Source organism: Phytopseudomonas seleniipraecipitans (genome assembly GCF_900102335.1).
Classification (GTDB): Bacteria; Pseudomonadota; Gammaproteobacteria; order Pseudomonadales; family Pseudomonadaceae; genus Aquipseudomonas; species Aquipseudomonas seleniipraecipitans.
In genome coordinates this window covers 88590-109833 of sequence record NZ_FNBM01000005.1, presented here as the reverse complement: position 1 = coordinate 109833, position 21244 = coordinate 88590, and the positions used below count along the sequence as shown (strand labels likewise).

Sequence of the window (21244 nt, the reverse complement as noted above, 5' to 3'; positions counted from 1 at the left end):
TCATTAAAACGGCATGAACGATCCTTCGTAGAGCCTTAGAGCCGATTAACGCCATATCCGCGACTGCCGGCAGGCCATCGGCTTTGCCCGCCCCGGCGTGCTGCGCTACCATCCGATTCCCCAACGCGCCTGCCAGGACGTCACGATGAATCGAGTGTTATACCCAGGCACCTTCGACCCTATTACCAAGGGGCACGGCGACCTGGTCGAGCGCGCCTCGCGCCTGTTCGACAGCGTGGTCATCGCAGTAGCTGCCAGCCCGAAGAAAAACCCGCTGTTCTCGCTGGAGCAACGTGTGGAACTGGCCCGGGAAGTGACCCGTCACCTGCCCAACGTCGAAGTGATCGGCTTTGCCACGCTGCTCGCCTCCTTTGCCAAGGAACAGGGCGCCAATGTGCTGCTGCGCGGTCTGCGTGCGGTCTCGGATTTTGAATACGAGTTCCAGCTGGCCAACATGAACCGCCAACTGGCGCCGGAGCTGGAAAGCCTGTTTCTTACCCCGTCGGAAAAGTACTCGTTCATCTCCTCCACCCTGGTGCGGGAGATTGCCAACCTCGGCGGCGATATCAGCAAGTTCGTGCACCCGGCCGTGGCCGATGCCTTGAGCGAGCGCTTCAAGGCGCGTTGATCGCATGCCTATGCGGTAATTCCACACATCACGCAGGGGCGTCATTCCGTACGGCGCCCGAGCGTGCGCTGGCGGCGACAATCCGGCACAATCGTGCATTCCTGTTTGAATGTGTCGCGGCCAGTGGCCCGGCAGGAGCGTGCCTTTCATGTCCCTGATCATCACCGACGATTGCATCAACTGCGACGTCTGCGAACCTGAGTGCCCGAACGCGGCGATCTCCCAGGGTGAGGAGATCTACGTGATCGACCCCAACCTGTGTACCGAATGCGTCGGCCACTACGACGAGCCCCAGTGCCAGCAGGTCTGCCCCGTGGACTGCATTCCCCTCGACGAGAACAACGTCGAGAGCAAGGATCAGTTGATGAAGAAGTACCAAGTCCTCACCGGCAAGGCCTGAAGGTGCGCCGCTCATCCCGCGGCAATCCCGCTCTTGTGGCGCTGTTCAGTGCGCTGTTGCTGCTGTGCAGCCTCAGCTTGCAGGCCAGCGAACAGCCTGGCCGCAGCGCCATTGCCACCGCGCACCCCGCCGCCACTGTTGCCGGACGGGAAACCCTGGCACTTGGCGGTAACGCCTTCGATGCGGCTGTCGCCATCAGCGCCGCCCTGGCGGTTGTAGAGCCCTATGGTTCAGGGCTCGGCGGCGGCGGTTTCTTCCTGCTACGCAGCGCCGACGCTCGCTACGTTTTTCTAGACGCTCGTGAACGCGCGCCTGGCGCCGCCCACGCCGACCTGTATCGGCGCGACGGCCAGGTGCAGCCAGGGTTGTCGCGTGATGGCGCACTCGCCGCCGCCATCCCAGGCCTGCCGGCGGCGCTGGTCGAGTTGGCCGAACACCACGGTCGGCTGCCGCTGCGCGACAGTCTGGCGCCGGCGATCCGCCTGGCCCGCGAGGGCTTTCCGGTCGACCGTGTTTATCGCGAACGCGCCGGCATGCGGCTGGCTGCCATGCGCGACGATGCAGAGACCGCACGGTTGTTCCTGAATGATGGGGCAGTGCCCGCAGAAGGCACATTGCTGCGCCAACCGGAACTGGCCGACACCTTGGTAGCGCTGGCCCGTAGCGGCCGCGACGGCTTCTATGCCGGGCCGCTGGCCGAGCGACTGGTTGCCGGGGTACGCGCAGCCGGCGGCATCTGGACGCTGCAGGACCTGGGTGACTACCGCACCGTGCAGCGCCAGCCGATCCGCGTACCGCTGGCCGAGGGTCGCGAACTGATCAGCGCACCGCCGCCTTCTGCCGGTGGTTTGGCGCTGGCGCAAAGCTTGCTGATCCTGCAGCGCCTGCCCTGGCGCGAGGCCGAGCCGGTGCAGCGCAGCCATCTGGTGGTGGAAACCCTGCGCCGTGTCTACCGCGACCGCGGTCTGCTGGGCGACCCGGACTTCGTCGACAGCCCAACTGCCACCCTGCTCAACCCAGCGTATCTGCAACGCCTGGGCGACAGCATCGACCCGCAGCGCGCCACGCCAAGCAGCGAGCTGCCACCAGCCGGCACCTGGAAGGAAGGCGACCACACCACCCACTTCACCGTGCTGGACGCCGATGGCAACGCAGTCAGCGCCACCCTGTCGATCAACCTGCCATTCGGCGCCGCCTTCACCGTGCCGGGCACTGGCGTGCTGCTCAATGACGAGATGGACGACTTCGCGGCCGACCTGGAGGGCGCTAACGCCTATGGCCTGGCTGGCAGCCACGCCAATGCCATTGCCGCCGGCAAGCGCCCGCTGTCGAGCATGAGCCCGACCTTTCTGGAAAGTCCGAGCGAGCTCACCAGCTTCGGAACACCAGGCGGTAGCCGTATTCCGAGCATGGTGCTGCTGTCGATCCTCGAATACCTGGATGGTCAGCCCATCCAGCGCTGGCCGGCGGTGCCGCGTTATCATCACCAGTACCTGCCGGATGTCATCGAGCACGAGCCGCAGACCTTTAGCGCCGCGCAGATTGCCGAGCTGCAGGCGCGCGGTTACCGACTCAAAAATGTCGAACGTGAATATGGCAATCAGCAGGTGCTGCGCTGGAACAAGGCCACCGGCGAGGTGGAAGCGGCCAGCGACCCGCGTGGCGTTGGTAACAGCGACGTGCGCTAGGCAAATCGCCGCCAACCCACAATCGCGCCCCCATGAAAAAGGCCCCTGACGCGCATGCGTGAGGGGCCTTTCTGCTCTGTCGAGCGAGCGGGATTACTGGCGCTGGTTATAGCCGTCGCCGGTGCAGCCCAGGCAGCGCACGAACGCGGCCTTGCCAGGCTCGACCACCAGCGCACGGCCGGTGGCACCGATGCCGCCGCCCATCGCCGAGAACGGCAGCGCAACGACAAAGGCAGCCGCGCCGATGGCCGTGGCACCGATCAGCAGCGGGCGCGCGATCAGCAGGTCACCAAGCATGGCAAAGCCATCCGGGGCCTGCACGGTGTAGAGCGGGTCTCCGCTGGCGTTCTGCTGCACCTCTTGCGCATTGGCAGTCAGTGCCAGTGAGGCAGCAGTCAGCGCCAGAACAGCAGCGCAAGAGCGAAACAGTTTCATGGGGCGATCCTTCGAAGGTATACGGACGATGCCGGTAACTATAACAGTGCGCTGGCGATTGTCGCGTGATGGCCGTCAATCGCTGAACAAGTAGTCACGTTATCGGATGAAACGGCTTATCGCTGACATTTCGGGCAATAGACACTGGCTCGTTGACCCAGCTTCACCTCGCGCAGGGTGCTACCGCACACTTTGCAGAACTGCCCGCCCCGCCCGTAGGCAAACAGCTCCTGCTGGAAGTAGCCCGGCTGGCCATCACCGCCGATGAAATCTCGTAATGTCGTACCGCCGCGTTCAATGGCGTGGGCCAATATCCGCTTGATCTCCCCGGCCAGGCGTACGTAACGCGCCCGTGAGACCGTTCCGGCGGCACGGCGCGGGTCGATGCCGGCGGCGAACAGCGCTTCGGTCGCATAGATATTGCCAACGCCCACCACCACGGCGTTGTCCATAATGAACGGCTTGATTGCCACCGCCTTGCCACGCGACAGCTGAAACAGACGCTCGCCGTCGAACAGGTCAGTCAACGGCTCCGGCCCCAGGCGCACCAGCAGCTCGTGTTCCAGCGGCAGCTCGCTCCACAGCAGCGCACCGAAGCGCCGCGGGTCCGTGTAGCGCAGTGCCAGGCCGGACTCCAGCTCGATATCCACGTGCTCGTGCTTGGCTGCCGGTAGCCCTGCCTCGACCAGGCGCAAGTTACCGGACATACCCAGATGGCTGATCAACGTACCGACCTCGGCTTTGATCAGCAGGTACTTGGCCCGCCGCTCCACAGCTTCGATGCGCTGACCGGACAGGCGTACGTCGAGGTCCTCGGGGATCGGCCAGCGCAGGCGCCGTTCGCGCACGATCACCCGGCTGACCCGCTGGCCGATGAGATGCGGCGCGATGCCACGACGGGTGGTTTCGACTTCTGGCAATTCGGGCATGGCGGCTACTTCGAACAGGAGGGCAAGGCAGCCACCCTAGGGGCTGCCTGGTTGCGCCGTCAACACGGTGTCAGGCGGCGCCGAGGTCGCGGATGCTTTCGCGCAGATTTTCGAAGTCGTAACCGGAAAGGCCGACATAGTCGAGAATCAGCGGCTCGATGCTCTGCCATTCATGATCCTCCTCCTGGTTGCCCAGCACCTGATAGCTGCGGCAGATGTGCTCGGCCATCTTGAGAATCGCCAACAGGTTCTTGAGTTGCGCATCGCGGCCGTTGTCATCGGAGAAGATGGCCAGGGCGTTGTGGTGGTTGGCAATGGCCTCGCACAGGTGCAACGGCAGGTTCCACGATTTCGCGGTGTAATAACCGACCACGGCGTGGTTGGTGTTGAGCAGGCGATTCTCGGTGTCGACGACGCGCCGCTCGGTACTGGCGCTGGCGTAGGACTCTTCGAGCACCGTCATGTAATCGGGAAAGCGCTTGAGCATCAGCGGAATGCCGCAATTGTGGAACAGGCCGAGGGTGTAGGCCTCGTCCACCGACTCATACCCGATACGCTTGGCCAGGCTCAGGCAGGTCATCGCAACGTCCTGCGCGGTGTCCCAGAAACGGTTGAGGGTGACGATGGTGTCATCGCTCATCTCGCCGCGAATCGACAGGGCGTTGACCATGTTGATCACCGAGCGGCTGCCCAGCAGGTTGACCGCACGCTGGATCGAGCCGATGCGGTTGGCCAGGCCGAAATAGGGCGAGTTGACGATCTTCAGCAACGCACCGGAAAGGCCCGGGTCCTGGCTGATCAGCCGCGCAATGGCCTTGAGATCCGGGCTGGGCATGTATTGCTCGAACTGCAGGTCAACCATGATCTGCGGCTGCGGCGGCACGCTGATGCCCTGCAGAAACGTCTGAATCTGCTCGGCGGAGAGTTCTTTTTCCATGGGAGGCGGCGGGGCTGAAAGGGGGCGGAACGCACAGTTTACCCTGCGCCATATGACTTTTGCCCAACGGTTACAGAGTAAATGTGCAGGCGGTCGATTTGCCTGAACTTCTGCAGCCACGGTGACCCGAAATCCACACAGTCACCCATTCATGGAGGTGTTTCATGAGCAAGTCCCTGAGCGGTAAACGCGTTGCCCTGCTGGTAACTGACGGCTTCGAACAGGCCGAGCTGACCGGCCCAAAGGAGGCCCTGGAAGCACTCGGTGCCACGGCCGAGATTCTCTCTGCAAAAACCGGCAAGGTCACCGGCTGGAACCACACCACGCCAGCTGACACCTTTACGGTCGACAAGACCTTCGACACCGCCAAGATCGAGGATTACGACGCCATCGTGCTGCCCGGCGGTGTGGTCAACTCGGACACCATCCGCCTCGACGAGATGGCCGTGGAGCTGGTCAAGGATGCCGCACGCGCCGACAAACCCATCGCCGTGATCTGCCACGGCGCGTGGATTCTCGCCACTGCTGACCTAGTCAAGGGCAAGACGATGACCAGCTGGCCCTCGCTGACCGACGACCTGAAAAACGCCGGCGCCAACTGGGTCGATCAGGAGGTGGTGGTCGACGGTAAGCTGATCAGCAGCCGCAAGCCCGACGACATACCGGCGTTCAACCAGAAACTGATCGACGCTCTCGCCGCCTGATCACCGCCCCAGGCCAGCAGCGCGATAGGTCGCCGCGCTGCTGGAGATGGCATCAGCATCGTCTGCCAGCCAAGCGCGCCGATCGAGAAATAGCGGTGCGCTTTTTCATCGCCCACCAAGCGCCCATCGGGCTCCTCGTTTAGAATGCGCGTTTTTCCCGACGGAGCCCACCATGTCCCTGCCCAGCCTGCGCCTGAAAGCCAATGCCGACCGACGCCTGCGCGCCGGCCATTTGTGGGTCTACAGCAACGAGATCGATGTAGCGGCCACCCCGCTAAATGCCTTTGGCCCTGGCGACCAGGCCATTCTCGAAGCCGCCGGCGGCAAGCCGCTGGGCATCGTCGCCGTCAGCCCGAACAACTTGATCTGCGCCCGCCTGCTGTCGCGTGATGTCCAGCACGTGCTCGACAAATCCTTGCTGGTGCACCGCCTTAATGTCGCCTTGAGCCTGCGCGAGCGGCTGTTCGACAAACCCTGCTATCGCCTGGTGTTCGGCGACTCGGACCTGCTGCCGGGCCTGGTGGTCGACCGTTTCTTCGACATTCTGGTGGTGCAGTTGGCGTCGGCGGCCATGGAGCGCCACAAGGATGATGTGCTGGCCGCGCTGATTCAGGTGGTCAAGCCGAGCGGCATCCTGCTCAAGAACGACTCTGCCGCGCGCGACGCTGAAGGCCTGGAGCGCTACGTGGATACCGCCTTTGGCGTGGTCCCGGAGTGGGTCGCTCTGGAAGAGAACGGCGTGAAATTCGAAGCGCCGGTGATCGAAGGGCAGAAGACCGGCTGGTTCTATGACCACCGCATGAACCGCGCGCGCCTGGCGCCCTACGTACAGGGCAAGCGCGTGCTCGACCTGTTCAGCTACATCGGTGGCTGGGGTGTGCAGGCGGCGGCGTTCGGCGCCAGCGAAGTGTTCTGCGTGGACGCCTCGGCCTTCGCCCTCGACGGTGTCGAGCGCAACGCCACCCTTAACGGTTTCGCCGAGAAGGTCACCTGCGTGGAGGGCGACGTGTTCGCGGCGCTGCGCGAATTGAAATCCGCCGAAGAACGCTTCGACGTGGTGATCGCCGACCCACCCGCTTTCATCAAGCGCAAGAAGGACATCAAGAACGGCGAAGCCGCCTATCGCCGCCTCAATGAGGCCGCCATGCGCCTGCTCAACAAGGACGGCATTCTGGTCAGCGCCAGTTGCTCCATGCACCTGGAGGAAGAAAACCTGCAGAACATCCTGCTGACCAGCGCGCGTCATCTGGATCGCAACATCCAACTGCTCGAGCGCGGCGCCCAGGGCCCGGATCACCCGGTACACCCGGCCATTGCCGAAACCCGCTACATCAAGAGCCTGACCGTACGCCTGCTGCCCAACAGCTGATCGCAACCCTGCCGGTGCTCGCCGGCAGGGCTGCCTTGCAAGCTTCCGAGCCCGACATACGTAGAGAGCTGGCGCATGTCGTACCGGCTCGCTATCGACTTCCCTCCTCGCGATGACCACTCGCCGCGTCGAACCCACAGGATTTGTAACGGTCTCTTCATGGCAGAACTGACACACCCGCAGCGGGATGAGGCATCTTTGCGCTGTCATCTCGGGCGGTGTGAACGATATGCTAGGTTTTCAGCAGCACAGAGTTGATACCCGATGAGCGACTCCTCTTTCCGCAGCACGCGGCGCCTGATCGTTACCGCACTCGCACCTCCTGCTTGCACCCAGGCCCACAGCTGTGCGTGCGCCAGCCCCTTCCGCTGACCACCCGGCCATTCTCGCGCGCATAGCCGCCCAGTCGGAGCGCTAGCGATAACCGCTTTTGAACGTGCCGCCCGGCCTATCGGGCCAACGCTTCCTGGGATTACCCGTACTGGCACCGAGCGCTGACAGTGCCCGTCCGCCGCGCCGCCGTGTGCCAGCCTGCCATGTTCGACCGCCTGGTTGTTGTGCGGTGGCCGGGCGTCGGTACCCGTCAGAAAAGAGAGAAGAGCCACCGTGAACGACGCAACGATGCTCTCCCAGCAATGCAGCCAGACCAAGACCCAGCAGAACGAGGAAACCGATGCAGCCCGCCGTCGCAAGCGCAAAGCCAAGCTGTATGCCATGGCCAGAGCGCAGGAGCGAAAACGGATTGCTCGAGAGCTGCATGACGAGCTGGGCCAACAGTTGACCGCCTTGCAGCAAGGATTGGGCGTGCTGCGCATCCACTTGAAGCGCGACCGCCCCGATCTGAGCGAGCAGATTCTGCGCCTGATCGGCATCTCCCACAGCGCCATCGACGCGATACGCAATGTCCAGTTCGGCGGCCCCATCGGACGCCTGCGACACGACCTGGAAAACACCCTGCACAGCCTTACCGAAGACTTCAAACGGCTGGCCGGCATCCCCTGCCGCTGCAGCCTTCCGCCTATCCCGATCAACCTTGAGTCTGATCAAGCGTCGCACCTGTACCGGATCGTGCAGGAGTCGCTGACCAACATCCTGCGTCACGCTGATGCCAACTGGGCGGCGGTCAGCCTGGAACAGCGCGACAACGACTACGTGCTGGAAATCTCCGACGACGGCTGCGGCTTTACCCTCAGCGATACCCTGCCGGATTCGACCGGCTTATCCGGTATGCGCGAGCGCGGCAGACGCCTCGGCGGACCGGTGATCATTTTCAGCCACCCCGGCCAAGGCACCATCGTGCAGGCGATATTCCCGATCAAACCCAGCGCCCAAGGAATTTTCTGATGATCAGACTGATGATCGCCGACGACCACATGATCATGCGCGAAGGCCTCAAGCGCCTGTTCGAGCTGTACGACGATGTGCATATCGCAGCCGAAGCAGCAGATGGCCCGCAAACGCTTGAGCGCTTGCGTACTACTCCGGTGGATCTGCTGCTGCTCGACATCAGCATGCCTGGCCTGAGTGGCGAGGCGCTGATCGCGCGCATCACGCTCCATCACCCGACATTACCGATCCTGGTGCTCAGTATGTACAGCGACCCGCAGGTCGCCATGCGCGTGTTGCGCTGTGGCGCGGCCGGTTACCTGACCAAGAGCCAGTCACCGGAAACCCTGATCGACGCAGTCAGAAAAGTTCACGGTGGCGCCCGCTATATCGACCCCGAGCTGATCGAACCGATCGCCCTCAGCAGCCTCAAGCCCCCGGAGCGTAGCGGGCTCGACAGCCTGACCAATCGAGAGTTCCAGATCATGCGACTTCTCGCTGCTGGCCTAACCGTAAATCACATTGCCGAGCAACTGATGATCAGCAACAAGACGGTCAGCACTCATAAGATAAATCTGATGGAGAAAATGAGCTTTTCCAGCAATGCCGACCTGATTAGGTACGCGTCAAATTTGGACTGACCTAATTACAGATCAGGATATCCCTAGCCTCACCCGGGAATTGCAAACAGTCATAAATCAGCAAACCCTGATGCCGCCTGTGTCAGCGCTTCATGCATGCTGCGCGCGTCCAATGGAATGACAGGTCATCGCGCAGAATCTTCGCACGACTGATACCCGTTCCGTGGACGTCTGAGTCCAGCCACCACGGAGCCACGCAGTGCGCGATCAACCCCCTTACCTGATTGCCCCCTTGCTGATGCTGGCCGCTGGCGTTGCTGCCGTGCTGCTGGTCAGCCAAGGCCTGCTGGGTACGCTTCCCACCGTGTTCGGCTTGCTGCTCGCTGGCGGCGTCATGGTCCTGCTGCTGCGTCATAATCACGCTTCGGCATCGGCAGCCCATCACGCGGCGCTGCCCTTGGAGGTCTCCCCGCCCCCGGAAGCCGACAACCTCGACCGCCTGTGCGAGCAGACTCTGCCGCTCTGGTCGCAGCACATCGAGACCGCCCGCAGCCATACCGAAGAATCCATCAGCGCCCTCAGTGAACGCTTTGCCCAACTGGCCACGCGCATTCAGAACAGTATCGGCGGTAGCACCGAACGCGAAGCTGGCAAGCGCCTCGTCGCGCTGCTGAGCAGCTGCGAGTACGAACTGGACATGATTATCCGCGCCCTGCGCGAAGCACTGGCCAGCAAGGAGTCGCTGCTGCAAGAGATAACGCAGCTGTCGACCTTCACCGACCAGCTGCAGGACATGGCACAGGATGTCGCCAATATCGCTAAACAGACCAACCTGCTGGCCCTCAACGCAGCCATCGAAGCCGCCCGCGCTGGCGAAAGCGGCCGTGGTTTCGCCGTAGTTGCCGACGAGGTTCGCAAGCTCTCGTCGCTGTCTGGCGAGACGGGCCAGCGCATTGGCGAAACCGTGGTGATCGTCAACGACGCCATCCACAAGACCCTGGACATCTCCCAGGAATACACCAAGACCGATACCGCCACCCTGAACAAGGCCAGTGACGTGATCGCCGGTGTGATCCAGCGTTTCAACCAGAACGCGACCGACATCGTCAATCACAACGACATGATGCGCGCACAGAGCCAGGCGGTCGCCCAGGACATCGCAGAGGTGCTGGTGGCGCTGCAGTTCCAGGACCGCACCAGCCAAATGCTCGGCCACATCGCGGGCGACCAGGACAAGCTGCTCGCCTGCCTCCACGAGCGCAACGCCCAGCGGCGCCTGGGCCTCAGCCCCCGGCCCCTGGACGTCGACCAGTGGCTACAGGAACTGGCGCAGACGTACACCACGCCCGAGCAACACGACGTGCACCGCGGCGACACATCCAAGCGCAACGATTCTGAAATCACGTTTTTCTGAGGTTCCCCATGAGCAAGACCGTACTCATCGTCGACGACTCCACCTCCATCCGTCAGGTCGTCAGCATCACGCTTCGGGGCGCCGGTTATCAGGTCATCGAAGGCTGTGACGGCAAGGATGCGCTGAGCAAACTCGATGGCCGCAAGGTGCACCTGATCATCAGCGACGTGAACATGCCGAACATGGACGGCATTACCTTCGTGAAAAACGTCAAGCAGATGCCCGCCTACAAGTTCACGCCGGTAATCATGCTGACCACCGAAGCCGGCGAGGCGAAGAAGGAAGAAGGCCGCGCAGCCGGCGCCAAGGCGTGGGTGGTCAAGCCCTTCCAGCCAGCGCAGATGCTCACGGCCGTGTCCAAGCTGATCCTGCCATGACCGATGCGCCGGCGGAGAACCTCTACCGCATCCTGCCGCTGGAAGGCGGCCTGACCATCTACAGCGCCGCCGAGCATATGGAACTACTGATGCAGGTGCTGGCGCCGGATACCGAGGTAGAGCTCGACCTCTGCGCCGTCGACGAGTTGGACTGCGCCGGCTTGCAGTTGCTGATTCTGGCCAAGCAGGAGGCCGCGCGCATGACCTGCGACCTGCGCCTGACCAACCACAGCCCAGCCGTGATCGACGCTTTCGAACTGAGCGGGCTCGGCACCTTTTTCGGCGATCCCATTCTGATCAAGCCGGCGAGCGAGTAGTCACCATGGACATGGACGAAGTGCTGCAGATCTTCATCGCCGAAAGCCAGGAGCTGTTGCAGCACATGGAAGAAGCCCTGCTGCAGCTGGAAAACAGCCCGGGCGATGCCGACACCATCAATGCCATCTTCCGGGCGGCGCACACCATCAAGGGCTCGGCGGGCTTGTTTGGCCTCGACGTGATCGTCGCCTTCACGCATATCGCCGAAAGTGTCCTCGACCGCGTGCGTACCGGCGAGCTGCACTTCGACACCGAGATGACTGCGCTCTTTCTGCAGGTGGGCGATCACCTCGCGCGCCTGGTCGCGCTGGTCGACGCGGGCACCGACCTTGAGTGCCTGGACCCTGAAACCCAGGCGTTGCACGTGCAACTGGGCGAGCGCCTGACCCATTACCTGGCTCCCGCGCCCAGCGCAGAACAGGTACCGGCTGCCGCCACGCGCATTGAACGCAGCCATGGCCCGAGCGTTGGCGCCGATCACTGGCATCTGTCGCTGCGCTTCGGCCCCGACACCCTGCGCAATGGCATGGATCCGCTAGGCCTGTTCCGCTACCTGAACACCTTCGGGCGGATCATCAGCATCGTGCCGCTGCTCGATCGCATTCCCGCGGCTGCCGAGATGGACCCGGAAACCTGTTATCTGGGCTTTGAAGTGGCCTTCGCCAGCGATGCCGACAAGGCCACCATCGACGGCGCCTTCGAGTTCGTCCGTGAAGACAGCCTGATCCGCATCCTGCCGCCCAACAGCAAGTCGAACGAATACCTTGAGCTGATCCGTGCCCTGCCTGAAGAAGACATGCGCCTCGGTGAGATTCTGATGCGCTGCGGCACCCTTACCGCCAGCGAACTGCAGGAGGTGCTACACACCCAGGTGCAGGGCCAGCAGCGTGACGAGCCGCGGCCGATCGGCCGGGTGCTGTTGGAGGAAAGCCTGGTTCAGCCACCGGTAATCGCCGCCGCTCTGCAGAAGCAACAGCAGATAAAGGAAAACCGCAGCAGCGAAAACAGCCTTATCCGAGTCGACGCCGGCAAGCTGGATCGCCTGATCGACCTGGTCGGCGAACTGATCATCGCCGGTGCCGGCGCGCGAATGACGGCGCAGAACTGTGGCCACCCGGAAATGCTCGAAGCCACCGAGCTGCTGTCCCGGCTCGTCGAGGAAGTGCGCGATTCAGCGCTCCCGCTGCGCATGGTGCAGATCGGCAGCACCTTCAACCGTTTCCAGCGGGTGGTGCGTGATGTATCTGGTGAATTAGGCAAAGACATCGCGCTATCGATCAGTGGCGGCGACACCGAGCTCGACAAGACCGTGGTGGAGCGCATCACCGACCCACTGACGCATCTGGTGCGCAACGCCATGGACCATGGCATCGAAGCGGCCGACACGCGCCGGGCACGCGGCAAGCCCGCCCAGGGCAACGTGTCGCTGAATGCCTATCACGACGCCGGCAGTATCGTCCTCGAAGTCAGCGACGACGGCGGCGGGCTCGACTCCCAACGCATCCTCGCCAAGGCCCGCGAACGCGGGCTGATTAGCGAAGGGCAGACGTTGACGGAGAAGGAAATCTTCGCGCTGATCTTCGAACCTGGCTTTTCCACTGCCGAGCAGGTCAGCAACCTGTCCGGCCGCGGCGTCGGCATGGACGTGGTCAAGCGCAACATCGCCGCTCTGCGTGGCACCATCGACCTGGACAGCACCCTGGGCCAGGGCACGCGCATCCGCATCCGCCTGCCGCTGACCCTGGCGATTATCGATGGCTTCTTGGTCAGCGTCGGCCAGGCTGGCTACGTGATCCCGCTGGAGCTGGTTGAAGAATGCATCGAGCTGCCGGCCGACACCTCGTTCAAGCGCGGTCACCTTGAGCTGCGTGGGCAAATGCTACCTGTCGTGCGCCTGCGCGATCTGTTCGAGGAAGAAAGCCAGCCGCCACGCCGCGAAAGCGTGGTGGTAGTACGTCAGGCAGGTCTGCGCGCGGGCCTGGTGGTCGACCAGTTGGCCGGCGAGTTCCAGACCGTCATCAAACCGCTGGGCAAGATTTTCTCCAGCTGCAGCGAGCTCGGCGGCTTCACCATTCTCGGTGACGGCACGGTCGCCCTGATTCTCGACATCCCGCGACTGCTCGCCCAACTCGCCGCCCCGCGGACGGCGGCGCTCTTCGACTCCGCACTGGTACGCGCCCATGACTGATATCACCGCACCCACTGAAAGCAGGCAGGTCGCCAACCGCGCGCGCCCGGTTACCGAGCGTCCGGTGCACCAGTACCTGAGCTTTATCCTGCATGGTCGCCGCTATGCCCTGGACGGCCTGTGCGTGCGGGAGATCATCCAGTACCAACGCACCACCAAGGTGCCTATGGCCAACCGCTGCGTGCACGGTGTGATCAACCTGCGGGGCGCCGTGGTGCCGGTAATTGACCTGGGCCTGCGCTTCAATCAGGCGAAAACGCAGATCGACCGCCGCACCTGCATCATCATCGTCGAAGTGGCTCAACCGGACGCCCCACAAATACTCGGCATCCTGGTAGATGCCGTCAGTGAGGTGCTCGAAGTCGCGCCAACAGAAATGAACCCGGTCCCGGCCTTCGGCAATCCGATTCGCAGCGACTTCATCCACGCGATGGTTCACCGCGAGGATGACTTCATCATCCTGCTGACCATCGAAAACGCCCTTGCGGTCGCCGAAATTGCGGCTCTGCCAGACGGCAACAAAGCATTGTCCGCCTGACAGGGCAGCCACGCATCACAGAGGGAATCAATCATGTTCAAAGACCTACGTGTGTCCACAAAACTCGGCCTTGGTTTCGGCACGGTCATCGTGTTGCTGTTGATTGCGCTGACGCTCGGTATTACGCGCATGAGTGCGATCAACGATGCCAACGACATGATTATCAAGGATCGGTACGTAAAGATTCAGCACGCCACCCTAGTCAAGGAGGAAACCCTCAATCAGGGTCGATACATGCGCGACATTCTGCTCAGGGACGATGCAGAGGCCGACATTAAAAACAAGCAGCTCATTGAAGAAAGCCGTGAGCGCCGCCAAAAAGCCATCGAGGAACTAGGCCATATTGTCAATGCGACCCAAGGCCGGGAAATAATGGCGCGTATCAATACAGCGCGCGATGAACTAGGCAAGCGTTACGAGCAGCTTTTCGGCATGCTGAGCGATCAGCAAGGAGCAGAGGCTTATCTTTACGCCGAGCTCATCCCCACCAATAACGCACTACTCAGCGCAGCTGATGCACTGGTCGATTTTCAGAAAGGCTTGATGGACGAAAGTGCCGCCGAGACCACTGAGATTTATGAAAGCTCACGCCTGCAGCTGCTACTGATTGGCGGCATCGCCGTATTCATCTCCATTATGCTCGGCTGGTTGATTACCCGCAGCCTGCTCAAGCAGTTGGGTGGCGAGCCGGCCTATGCTGCCGAGGTAGTGACCCGCATTGCCGAGGGGGATCTGCGCACCCAGGTCGTGCTCAAGGCCAACGACACCACCAGCATGCTGGCGTCGATCAACAACATGTCCACCCGGCTGACACAGATCATCGCCGAAGTGCGCGGCTCCGCCGACTCGCTGTCCAGCGCCTCCGAGGAAATTTCCTCGACGGCGCAGAGCATGAGCCAGGCGGCTTCCGAACAAGCCGCCTCGGTCGAGGAAACCAGTGCCTCGATGGAGCAGATGTCCGCCTCGATTTCGCAAAACACCGAAAATGCCCGGGTGACCGACGGCATGGCCAGCAAAGCCGCGAACGAAGCGGGTGAAGGTGGCCAGGCGGTCAAGGACACCGTGCGCGCTATGAAGACCATTGCCGACAAGATTGGTATCGTCGACGACATCGCCTACCAGACCAACCTGCTCGCCCTCAACGCTGCCATCGAAGCAGCCCGTGCCGGCGAGCACGGCAAAGGCTTTGCCGTCGTGGCGGCGGAAGTACGCAAGCTGGCCGAACGCAGCCAGGTAGCAGCTCAGGAAATCGGCGAAGTCGCCAAGAACAGCGTGGCCCTGGCCGAACGTGCCGGTACGCTGCTCGATGAGATGGTGCCGTCCATCGCCAAGACCTCCGACCTGGTGCAGGAGATCGCCGCGGCGTCCGACGAGCAAAGCAGCGGCGTCAACCAGATCAGCACGGCCATGAACCAGCTCAGCGAGCTGACTCAGCAGAACGCGTCGGCATCCGAAGAGCTGGCAGCCACTGCCGAGGAAATGAGCGGCCAGGCCGAGCAGCTGCAGCAGCTGATGGACTTCTTCCGGCTCAACGGAAGTGGCGAGCGTGCCACCGTCGCGCCGACAGCGCGCAACCGCACGCAGAGCAGCAGTCGTGGCAATGCCCCGGTTCGCCAGTCACGCGACGATGACGATCGCCACGGCCACGTGGCAGGCCTGCCGGCCGGCTATGTGCGCTTCCAGGAGTAGGCCATGAACGCCGAACCCCGGCTGCTCGACAACGCCACGGCGACCTCGGGCCAGTACCTGACCTTTACCCTGGCTCAGGAACTGTTCGCGGTGGAAATCCGCGCCGTACGGGAAATCATCGAGTACGGCCGGCTGACCACGGTGCCAATGATGCCGCCGAGTATTCTCGGCGTGATCAACCTGCGCGGCGCCGTGGTACCGGTGATGGATCTCGGCCAGCGCTTTGGCGGCCGGGCCACCAGCATCGGCCCGCGCAGTTGCATCGTGATACTGGAAATCGTCCACCAGACCGCCACGCAGGTAATCGGCATGGTGGTGGATGCCGTCAACGAGGTGCGTGAGCTGAGCGCCGAGCAGATCGAGCCAACGCCCAGTTTCGGCGCCTCCATCCGCGCCGACTTCATCCGCGGCATGGGCAAGCTGGACGAGCGCCTGGTGGTGATGCTCGACATCGGCCGGATCATTTCCGCCGACGAACGCGCGGCACTGGATCAGGCACAGCATCACGGCCTCGACGGTGAGCACGACTGATGCGCGATACCGCTCAAGCAGCCCTCACGGATCGAGAGTTCGGCCAGTTCCGCCAGATGATCCACGAGATTGCCGGCATCCACTTGTCCGACGCGAAAAAACCGCTGGTGGCCGGGCGCCTGAACAAGCGCCTGCGCACCTTCGGCCTTGCAAGCTACGGTGACTACTTCAAACGCCTGGGGGCGGACGCCGCCGAACTGCAGACCTGCGTGGATTTGCTGACCACCAACGAAACCTATTTCTTCCGCGAACCCAAGCACTTCGATTTTCTGCGCGAGTTGCTACAGAAACCGGGGACCATTCCCAGCGGGCGACCGCTGCGGGTCTGGAGTGGCGCCTGCTCCAGCGGCGAAGAACCTTACACCTTGGCCCTGTTGCTGGCCGAGCGCCTGGGTGACAGGCCCTGGGACATTCTGGCCTCGGACATCAGCCAGCGCATCCTCACCCAGGCTCGTGGCGGCGTGTACGACCTGGAAGACAGCCAGAACATTCCCCGCCACCTGCTGGTGAAACACTGCCTGCGGGGCGTTGATGACAATCAGGGGCGCATGATGATCGCGCCCTCGCTGCGCCAGCGCATCCGTTTCGAGCAGATCAACCTGAACAGCGCGCTGCCGGATCTGGGCTTGTTCGACGTGATCTTCCTGCGCAACGTGATGATCTACTTCGACGCCGACACCAAGCGTCAGGTGGTGGCTCGCCTGATCAAGCACCTGCGGCCGGGCGGGCATTTCTTCATCAGTCACTCGGAGAGCCTGAACGGCGTCAATGACACGCTGAAGATCGTCAAACCGTCGATCTACCGCAAACCCGATGACTAAAACTCCCTCTATCGCCGAGGTCTATCTGCAACCCGGCGACTACCACTTCGGCGGTCCTTATACCCGTGTACGAACCCTGCTTGGCTCCTGCGTTTCCATGGTGCTCTGGCACCCCCATGCCCGCCTTGGCGGCATGTGCCATTTCATGCTGCCGACACGTGGCCGACCAACCGCACACCCGGACGGCCGCTACGGAGACGAAGTCATGAACCTGTTGTGCGAAGCGATCGGCCTGAGCGGCACTCGGGTGTCGGAGTATCAGGCCCGCATCTTCGGGGGTGGGCACATGTTTCCTACGCTGATGAACAGCAACCGCCGGCATGTGGGTCTACAGAACATCGACATGGCCCGGCGACTGATCGCCGAGAAGAAGCTCAGCTGCCATGGCGAGCACGTAGGGGGCATCGGACACCGCAACCTGATCTTCGATATCTGGAACGGCCACCTGGCCTTGAAACAAACGGCACCTACGCCGATCTCCGGCCGCCCCTCTGGAGAGCGATCCGCATGAAACCGATTAAAGTCATGATCGTCGACGACTCCGCCGTAGTGCGCCAGGTGCTGTCCTCGGTGCTAAGCAGCGACCCGACGATCCAGGTGATTGGCACTGCCGCCGATCCGTTGTTCGCCCTCGACAAGATGCAACGCGAGTGGCCCGACGTGATCGTACTGGATGTGGAAATGCCGCGCATGGACGGCATCACCTTCCTCAAGAAGCTGATGGCCGAACGTCCCACGCCAGTGGTGATCTGTTCGACGCTGACCGAAAAAGGCGCCGCCACCACCATGCAGGCACTTGCCGCCGGCGCGGTGAGCATCGTTACCAAGCCTCAGGCCAGCCTGAGCAAATTCCTCGTCAATGCCAGTGACGACCTACTGAATGCCGTCAAGGCCGCGGCGCGCGCCAACGTGCGTCGCCTGGTCAAGGACAAGACGCCGCCCGCGGCGGTGCCCGGCAAGCTGAATGCCGATGTGATCCTGCCGCCCGCCCAAGGCGCCATGGCACGCACCACCGAGCGTGTGGTCGCCATCGGCACCTCCACCGGCGGCACGCAGGCGCTGGAGTACATCCTCACCCGTCTGCCGCGCGTATGCCCGGCGCTGGTCATCGTCCAGCACATGCCCGAACGCTTCACCGCGGCGTTCGCCGAACGCCTCAACGGCCTGTGTGAACTGGAAGTGCTGGAAGCCCGGCACGGCGACCGCGTGGTGCCCGGCCGCGCCCTGATCGCCCCGGGCGGCCGCCACTTGCTGCTCAAGCGCAGCGGCGCCCAGTATTTGGTCGAGGTGGTAGACGGCCCGCCGGTAAGCCGCCACAAGCCCTCGGTAGACGTGCTATTCCGCTCTACAGCCCGCGCAGCCGGGGCCAATGCCACCGGCATCATCATGACCGGCATGGGCGACGACGGTGCCCGCGGCCTGCGCGAAATGCACGAGGCCGGCGCCCTCACTCTGGGGCAGGACGAAGCCAGCTGCGTGGTCTACGGCATGCCCAGAGAGGCCATGAAACTCGGCGCCGTGAGCCGCGAGATCCCGCTGGAGCAGATCCCCAACGCTATTCTGCGGGGTTAGGGCCAGGACGGCCGGCAGCCGCCAGCCTTTCCTCGCCCGCCCCGTGCGGCGTAGAATCAGGGCATTTCCCGCCATCCACCCTTCGGCGGGCCTGTGAGCCCAGGCAGGTAGACGGAGATCCCGTCGTGCGCCATGCCACCTCGCGTCACGGCCATCTGCCGCTGATCCGCTCACCCCCTATCAATGCCTACCTGATTAGCCGCAGGAAACCGCCATGCCTGATTACCGCTCGAAGACCTCCACCCACGGCCGCAACATGGCCGGCGCCCGTGCCCTGTGGCGCGCCACCGGGATGAAGGACGAAGATTTCAAGAAACCGATCATCGCCATTGCCAACTCCTTCACCCAGTTCGTGCCTGGCCACGTGCACCTCAAGGATCTGGGTCAGCTGGTCGCCCGCGAGATCGAGAAGGCCGGCGGTGTGGCCAAAGAATTCAACACCATCGCGGTCGACGACGGCATCGCCATGGGCCACGACGGCATGCTCTATTCGCTGCCGAGCCGCGAGATCATCGCCGACTCCGTGGAGTACATGGTCAACGCCCACTGCGCGGACGCCATCGTCTGTATCTCCAACTGCGACAAGATCACCCCCGGCATGCTGATGGCCGCCCTGCGCCTGAACATCCCGGTGATCTTCGTTTCCGGCGGGCCGATGGAAGCCGGCAAGACCAAGCTGGCCAGCCACGGCCTGGACCTGGTCGACGCCATGGTCATCGCCGCTGACAGCACGGCATCGGATGAGAAAGTTGCCGAATACGAGCGCAGCGCCTGCCCGACCTGCGGTTCGTGCTCCGGCATGTTCACCGCCAACTCGATGAACTGCCTGGTCGAAGCCCTGGGCCTGGCCCTGCCGGGCAACGGTTCCACGCTGGCCACCCACAGCGACCGTGAGCAGCTGTTCCTGCAGGCCGGCCGCACCATCGTCGAGCTGTGCAAGCGTTACTACGGCGACAACGACGACTCGGTGCTGCCGCGCAACATTGCCAATTTCAAGGCGTTCGAGAACGCCATGACGCTGGACATCGCCATGGGCGGTTCCACCAACACCATCCTGCACCTGCTGGCCGCTGCCCAGGAAGCCGAGATCGATTTCGACCTGCGCGATATCGACCGTCTCTCGCGCCATGTGCCGCAACTGTGCAAAGTCGCGCCGAACATCCAGAAGTACCACATGGAAGACGTGCACCGCGCTGGCGGGATCTTCTCGATCCTCGGTTCGCTGGCCCGTGGCGGCCTGCTGCACACCGAACTGCCGACCGTGCACAGCACCTCCATGGCCGAAGGCATCGCCAAATGGGACATCACCCAAACCGACGACGAAGCGGTGCACCACTTCTTCAAAGCCGGCCCGGCCGGTATCCCGACCCAGACCGCGTTCAGCCAGTCGACCCGCTGGGACACCCTGGACGATGACCGTGAAAACGGCTGTATCCGCAGTGTCGAGCACGCCTACTCGCAAGAAGGTGGCCTGGCCGTGCTGTACGGCAACATCGCGCTCGACGGCTGCGTGGTGAAAACCGCCGGTGTCGACGAGTCGATCCACGTGTTCGAAGGCAACGCGAAGATCTTCGAGAGCCAGGACAGCGCGGTACGCGGCATCCTCAATGACGAGGTGAAGGCCGGCGACATCGTGATCATCCGCTACGAAGGTCCGAAAGGCGGCCCGGGCATGCAGGAAATGCTCTACCCGACCTCTTACCTGAAGTCCAAGGGCCTGGGCAAAGCCTGCGCCCTGCTCACCGACGGCCGCTTCTCCGGCGGTACCTCCGGCCTGTCCATCGGCCACGCCTCGCCGGAAGCCGCCGCTGGCGGCGCCATCGGGCTGGTACAGGACGGCGACAAGGTGCTGATCGACATCCCCAACCGCACCATCAACCTGCTGGTCAGCGACGAGGAAATCGCCCATCGCCGCCACGAGCAGGACAAGAAAGGCTGGAAGCCGGTCGAACAGCGCCCACGCAAAGTGACCACTGCGCTGAAAGCTTACGCTCTGCTCGCCACCAGCGCCGACAAGGGCGCAGTGCGCAACAAGGCCATGCTGGACGGTTGATCCCGTAGCGCGACACATGAAAACCCGGCCCTGCGCCGGGTTTTCTGTTTTTGGCGATGTTCGGCAGCGGTGCTTAGCCATCGTGTCCCGGGTGTCGCTTCGCTCGACCCTGGCTACATGTTTGAACGGAACGGATCGCCAGCACGCTGGCTCCTAACAAGACACACAGGAGAGCCCATGAAGATTGGCCTGATCGCCGACACCCACGGCCTGCTGCGACCCCAGGCACTGGCGGCGCTGCAGGGCGTCGACCAGCTGATCCACGCCGGCGATATTGGCGGGCCGCAGATCCTCGCCGTGCTGGAGCGCATCGCGCCGCTCTCGGTGGTGCGCGGCAACAACGACGGCGACGCCTGGGCGGATGGGATTGTCGAACGGCTGACGCTACGCTTCGGCGCAGTCAGCCTGTATGTGCTGCACGATCTAAAGCAGTTGGCCATCGACCCCAAGGCCGAAGGCATCGACGTGGTGATCGCCGGCCATTCGCACAAACCGCTGCATGAGGAACGCGACGGCGTGCTGTACCTCAACCCAGGCAGCGCCGGCCCGCGACGCTTCAAGCTGCCGATCAGTGTAGGGCTGCTACACATCGAAGATGACGTGGCGCGGTTCGAGCTGATCACGCTGGAGGTTTGATGCACGCCGGAAGCGAACGTAGGGTGGACAACGCTCTTTTTGTCCACCATTGCGATTGCGGGGCGGTGCACGGGCCGCGTAGGTCGAGGAGCGAAGCGACGATACCCACC

At 63.1% G+C, this 21244-nt stretch carries 22 protein-coding genes; 19 read left to right on the top strand and 3 right to left on the bottom strand.

What is annotated here, in order from left to right:
• Positions 1-145: 145 nt before the first annotated feature.
• From coaD to ggt, 3 genes are all read left to right on the top strand, one after another.
• Positions 146-628: a pantetheine-phosphate adenylyltransferase gene (coaD, locus tag BLS60_RS12470; RefSeq protein ID WP_070881030.1), complete on the top strand. Its 483-nt coding sequence runs from the start codon at positions 146-148 to the stop codon at positions 626-628.
• A gap of 148 nt (positions 629-776) precedes the next feature.
• Entirely contained in the window at positions 777-1028 is a 252-nt protein-coding gene (locus BLS60_RS12465; protein WP_070881031.1) for a YfhL family 4Fe-4S dicluster ferredoxin, read from the top strand.
• A gap of 2 nt (positions 1029-1030) precedes the next feature.
• Positions 1031-2716: a gamma-glutamyltransferase gene (ggt, locus tag BLS60_RS12460; RefSeq protein WP_092368493.1), complete on the top strand. Its 1686-nt coding sequence runs from the start codon at positions 1031-1033 to the stop codon at positions 2714-2716.
• Positions 2717-2809: 93 nt separating this feature from the next.
• Here ggt and BLS60_RS12455 read toward each other — a convergent pair whose 3' ends face one another.
• From BLS60_RS12455 to BLS60_RS12445, 3 genes are all read right to left on the bottom strand, one after another.
• Positions 2810-3151: a multidrug transporter gene (locus BLS60_RS12455; RefSeq protein WP_070881033.1), complete on the bottom strand. Its 342-nt coding sequence runs from the start codon at positions 3149-3151 to the stop codon at positions 2810-2812.
• 116 nt (positions 3152-3267) lie between these two features.
• The gene (mutM, locus tag BLS60_RS12450) at positions 3268-4080 is read right to left on the bottom strand and encodes a bifunctional DNA-formamidopyrimidine glycosylase/DNA-(apurinic or apyrimidinic site) lyase (RefSeq protein WP_092368490.1); all 813 of its coding nucleotides are present in this window, start codon (positions 4078-4080) and stop codon (positions 3268-3270) included.
• Between the two features lie 70 nt (positions 4081-4150).
• Entirely contained in the window at positions 4151-5017 is an 867-nt protein-coding gene (locus BLS60_RS12445; protein WP_070881035.1) for an HDOD domain-containing protein, read from the bottom strand.
• 164 nt (positions 5018-5181) lie between these two features.
• Here BLS60_RS12445 and BLS60_RS12440 point away from each other — a divergent pair, with 164 nt between their 5' ends.
• From BLS60_RS12440 to BLS60_RS12365, 16 genes are all read left to right on the top strand, one after another.
• Positions 5182-5721 (top strand): type 1 glutamine amidotransferase domain-containing protein, encoded by a 540-nt coding sequence (locus tag BLS60_RS12440; RefSeq protein ID WP_092368487.1) that lies wholly within the window; start codon positions 5182-5184, stop codon positions 5719-5721.
• Positions 5722-5893: 172 nt separating this feature from the next.
• Positions 5894-7090, top strand: a complete 1197-nt coding sequence (locus BLS60_RS12435; protein WP_092368484.1) for a class I SAM-dependent rRNA methyltransferase — start codon at positions 5894-5896, stop codon at positions 7088-7090.
• A 606-nt stretch (positions 7091-7696) separates the two neighbouring features.
• Positions 7697-8434 (top strand): sensor histidine kinase, encoded by a 738-nt coding sequence (locus tag BLS60_RS12430; protein ID WP_208597300.1) that lies wholly within the window; start codon positions 7697-7699, stop codon positions 8432-8434.
• Complete coding sequence (locus BLS60_RS12425; protein ID WP_092368478.1) at positions 8434-9057, top strand: response regulator; 624 nt, start codon at positions 8434-8436, stop codon at positions 9055-9057. The genes BLS60_RS12430 and BLS60_RS12425 overlap by 1 nt, the downstream gene beginning before the upstream one ends.
• 199 nt (positions 9058-9256) lie before the next feature.
• Positions 9257-10411, top strand: coding sequence for a methyl-accepting chemotaxis protein (locus BLS60_RS21985; RefSeq protein ID WP_244153403.1), 1155 nt, complete (start codon positions 9257-9259; stop codon positions 10409-10411).
• Between the two features lie 8 nt (positions 10412-10419).
• Positions 10420-10788: a response regulator gene (locus BLS60_RS12415; protein WP_070881041.1), complete on the top strand. Its 369-nt coding sequence runs from the start codon at positions 10420-10422 to the stop codon at positions 10786-10788.
• Positions 10785-11105 (top strand): STAS domain-containing protein, encoded by a 321-nt coding sequence (locus BLS60_RS12410; RefSeq protein ID WP_092368475.1) that lies wholly within the window; start codon positions 10785-10787, stop codon positions 11103-11105. Before BLS60_RS12415 ends, BLS60_RS12410 begins: the two co-directional genes overlap by 4 nt.
• Before the next feature lie 5 nt (positions 11106-11110).
• Positions 11111-13294 carry a chemotaxis protein CheA gene (locus BLS60_RS12405; protein WP_092368472.1) on the top strand — a complete coding sequence of 728 codons (2184 nt, stop codon included), beginning with the start codon at positions 11111-11113 and terminating at the stop codon, positions 13292-13294.
• Positions 13287-13832, top strand: a complete 546-nt coding sequence (locus BLS60_RS12400; protein ID WP_244153402.1) for a chemotaxis protein CheW — start codon at positions 13287-13289, stop codon at positions 13830-13832. The genes BLS60_RS12405 and BLS60_RS12400 overlap by 8 nt, the downstream gene beginning before the upstream one ends.
• A 33-nt stretch (positions 13833-13865) precedes the next feature.
• On the top strand, positions 13866-15521 hold the full coding sequence (locus BLS60_RS12395) for a methyl-accepting chemotaxis protein (protein WP_092368469.1): 1656 nt from the start codon (positions 13866-13868) through the stop codon (positions 15519-15521).
• 3 nt (positions 15522-15524) lie between these two features.
• Positions 15525-16052: a chemotaxis protein CheW gene (locus BLS60_RS12390; RefSeq protein ID WP_092368466.1), complete on the top strand. Its 528-nt coding sequence runs from the start codon at positions 15525-15527 to the stop codon at positions 16050-16052.
• Positions 16052-16873: a CheR family methyltransferase gene (locus BLS60_RS12385; RefSeq protein WP_070881047.1), complete on the top strand. Its 822-nt coding sequence runs from the start codon at positions 16052-16054 to the stop codon at positions 16871-16873. The genes BLS60_RS12390 and BLS60_RS12385 overlap by 1 nt, the downstream gene beginning before the upstream one ends.
• A complete protein-coding gene (locus BLS60_RS12380) occupies positions 16866-17384 on the top strand; it encodes a chemotaxis protein CheD (protein ID WP_092368463.1) in 519 nt (172 codons plus the stop codon). The genes BLS60_RS12385 and BLS60_RS12380 overlap by 8 nt, the downstream gene beginning before the upstream one ends.
• The gene (locus BLS60_RS12375) at positions 17381-18445 is read left to right on the top strand and encodes a protein-glutamate methylesterase/protein-glutamine glutaminase (protein WP_092368460.1); all 1065 of its coding nucleotides are present in this window, start codon (positions 17381-17383) and stop codon (positions 18443-18445) included. Before BLS60_RS12380 ends, BLS60_RS12375 begins: the two co-directional genes overlap by 4 nt.
• 214 nt (positions 18446-18659) lie before the next feature.
• Positions 18660-20498 carry a dihydroxy-acid dehydratase gene (gene ilvD / locus BLS60_RS12370; protein WP_092368458.1) on the top strand — a complete coding sequence of 613 codons (1839 nt, stop codon included), beginning with the start codon at positions 18660-18662 and terminating at the stop codon, positions 20496-20498.
• 177 nt (positions 20499-20675) lie between these two features.
• Positions 20676-21134, top strand: coding sequence for a metallophosphoesterase family protein (locus BLS60_RS12365; RefSeq protein WP_092368455.1), 459 nt, complete (start codon positions 20676-20678; stop codon positions 21132-21134).
• Positions 21135-21244: the final 110 nt, after the last annotated feature.

Bases quoted from the DNA above. Each gene is read 5' to 3' on its own strand.
- coaD (WP_070881030.1), top strand. From the start codon at position 146: ATGAATCGAGTGTTATACCCAGGCACCTTCGACCCTATTACCAAGGGG.
- BLS60_RS12465 (WP_070881031.1), top strand. From the start codon at position 777: ATGTCCCTGATCATCACCGACGATTGCATCAACTGCGACGTCTGCGAA.
- BLS60_RS12455 (WP_070881033.1), bottom strand. From the start codon at position 3,151: ATGAAACTGTTTCGCTCTTGCGCTGCTGTTCTGGCGCTGACTGCTGCC.
- mutM (WP_092368490.1), bottom strand. From the start codon at position 4,080: ATGCCCGAATTGCCAGAAGTCGAAACCACCCGTCGTGGCATCGCGCCG.
- BLS60_RS12445 (WP_070881035.1), bottom strand. From the start codon at position 5,017: ATGGAAAAAGAACTCTCCGCCGAGCAGATTCAGACGTTTCTGCAGGGC.
- BLS60_RS12440 (WP_092368487.1), top strand. From the start codon at position 5,182: ATGAGCAAGTCCCTGAGCGGTAAACGCGTTGCCCTGCTGGTAACTGAC.
- BLS60_RS12435 (WP_092368484.1), top strand. From the start codon at position 5,894: ATGTCCCTGCCCAGCCTGCGCCTGAAAGCCAATGCCGACCGACGCCTG.
- BLS60_RS12425 (WP_092368478.1), top strand. From the start codon at position 8,434: ATGATCAGACTGATGATCGCCGACGACCACATGATCATGCGCGAAGGC.
- BLS60_RS12415 (WP_070881041.1), top strand. From the start codon at position 10,420: ATGAGCAAGACCGTACTCATCGTCGACGACTCCACCTCCATCCGTCAG.
- BLS60_RS12410 (WP_092368475.1), top strand. From the start codon at position 10,785: ATGACCGATGCGCCGGCGGAGAACCTCTACCGCATCCTGCCGCTGGAA.
- BLS60_RS12405 (WP_092368472.1), top strand. From the start codon at position 11,111: ATGGACATGGACGAAGTGCTGCAGATCTTCATCGCCGAAAGCCAGGAG.
- BLS60_RS12400 (WP_244153402.1), top strand. From the start codon at position 13,287: ATGACTGATATCACCGCACCCACTGAAAGCAGGCAGGTCGCCAACCGC.
- BLS60_RS12395 (WP_092368469.1), top strand. From the start codon at position 13,866: ATGTTCAAAGACCTACGTGTGTCCACAAAACTCGGCCTTGGTTTCGGC.
- BLS60_RS12390 (WP_092368466.1), top strand. From the start codon at position 15,525: ATGAACGCCGAACCCCGGCTGCTCGACAACGCCACGGCGACCTCGGGC.
- BLS60_RS12385 (WP_070881047.1), top strand. From the start codon at position 16,052: ATGCGCGATACCGCTCAAGCAGCCCTCACGGATCGAGAGTTCGGCCAG.
- BLS60_RS12380 (WP_092368463.1), top strand. From the start codon at position 16,866: ATGACTAAAACTCCCTCTATCGCCGAGGTCTATCTGCAACCCGGCGAC.
- BLS60_RS12375 (WP_092368460.1), top strand. From the start codon at position 17,381: ATGAAACCGATTAAAGTCATGATCGTCGACGACTCCGCCGTAGTGCGC.
- ilvD (WP_092368458.1), top strand. From the start codon at position 18,660: ATGCCTGATTACCGCTCGAAGACCTCCACCCACGGCCGCAACATGGCC.
- BLS60_RS12365 (WP_092368455.1), top strand. From the start codon at position 20,676: ATGAAGATTGGCCTGATCGCCGACACCCACGGCCTGCTGCGACCCCAG.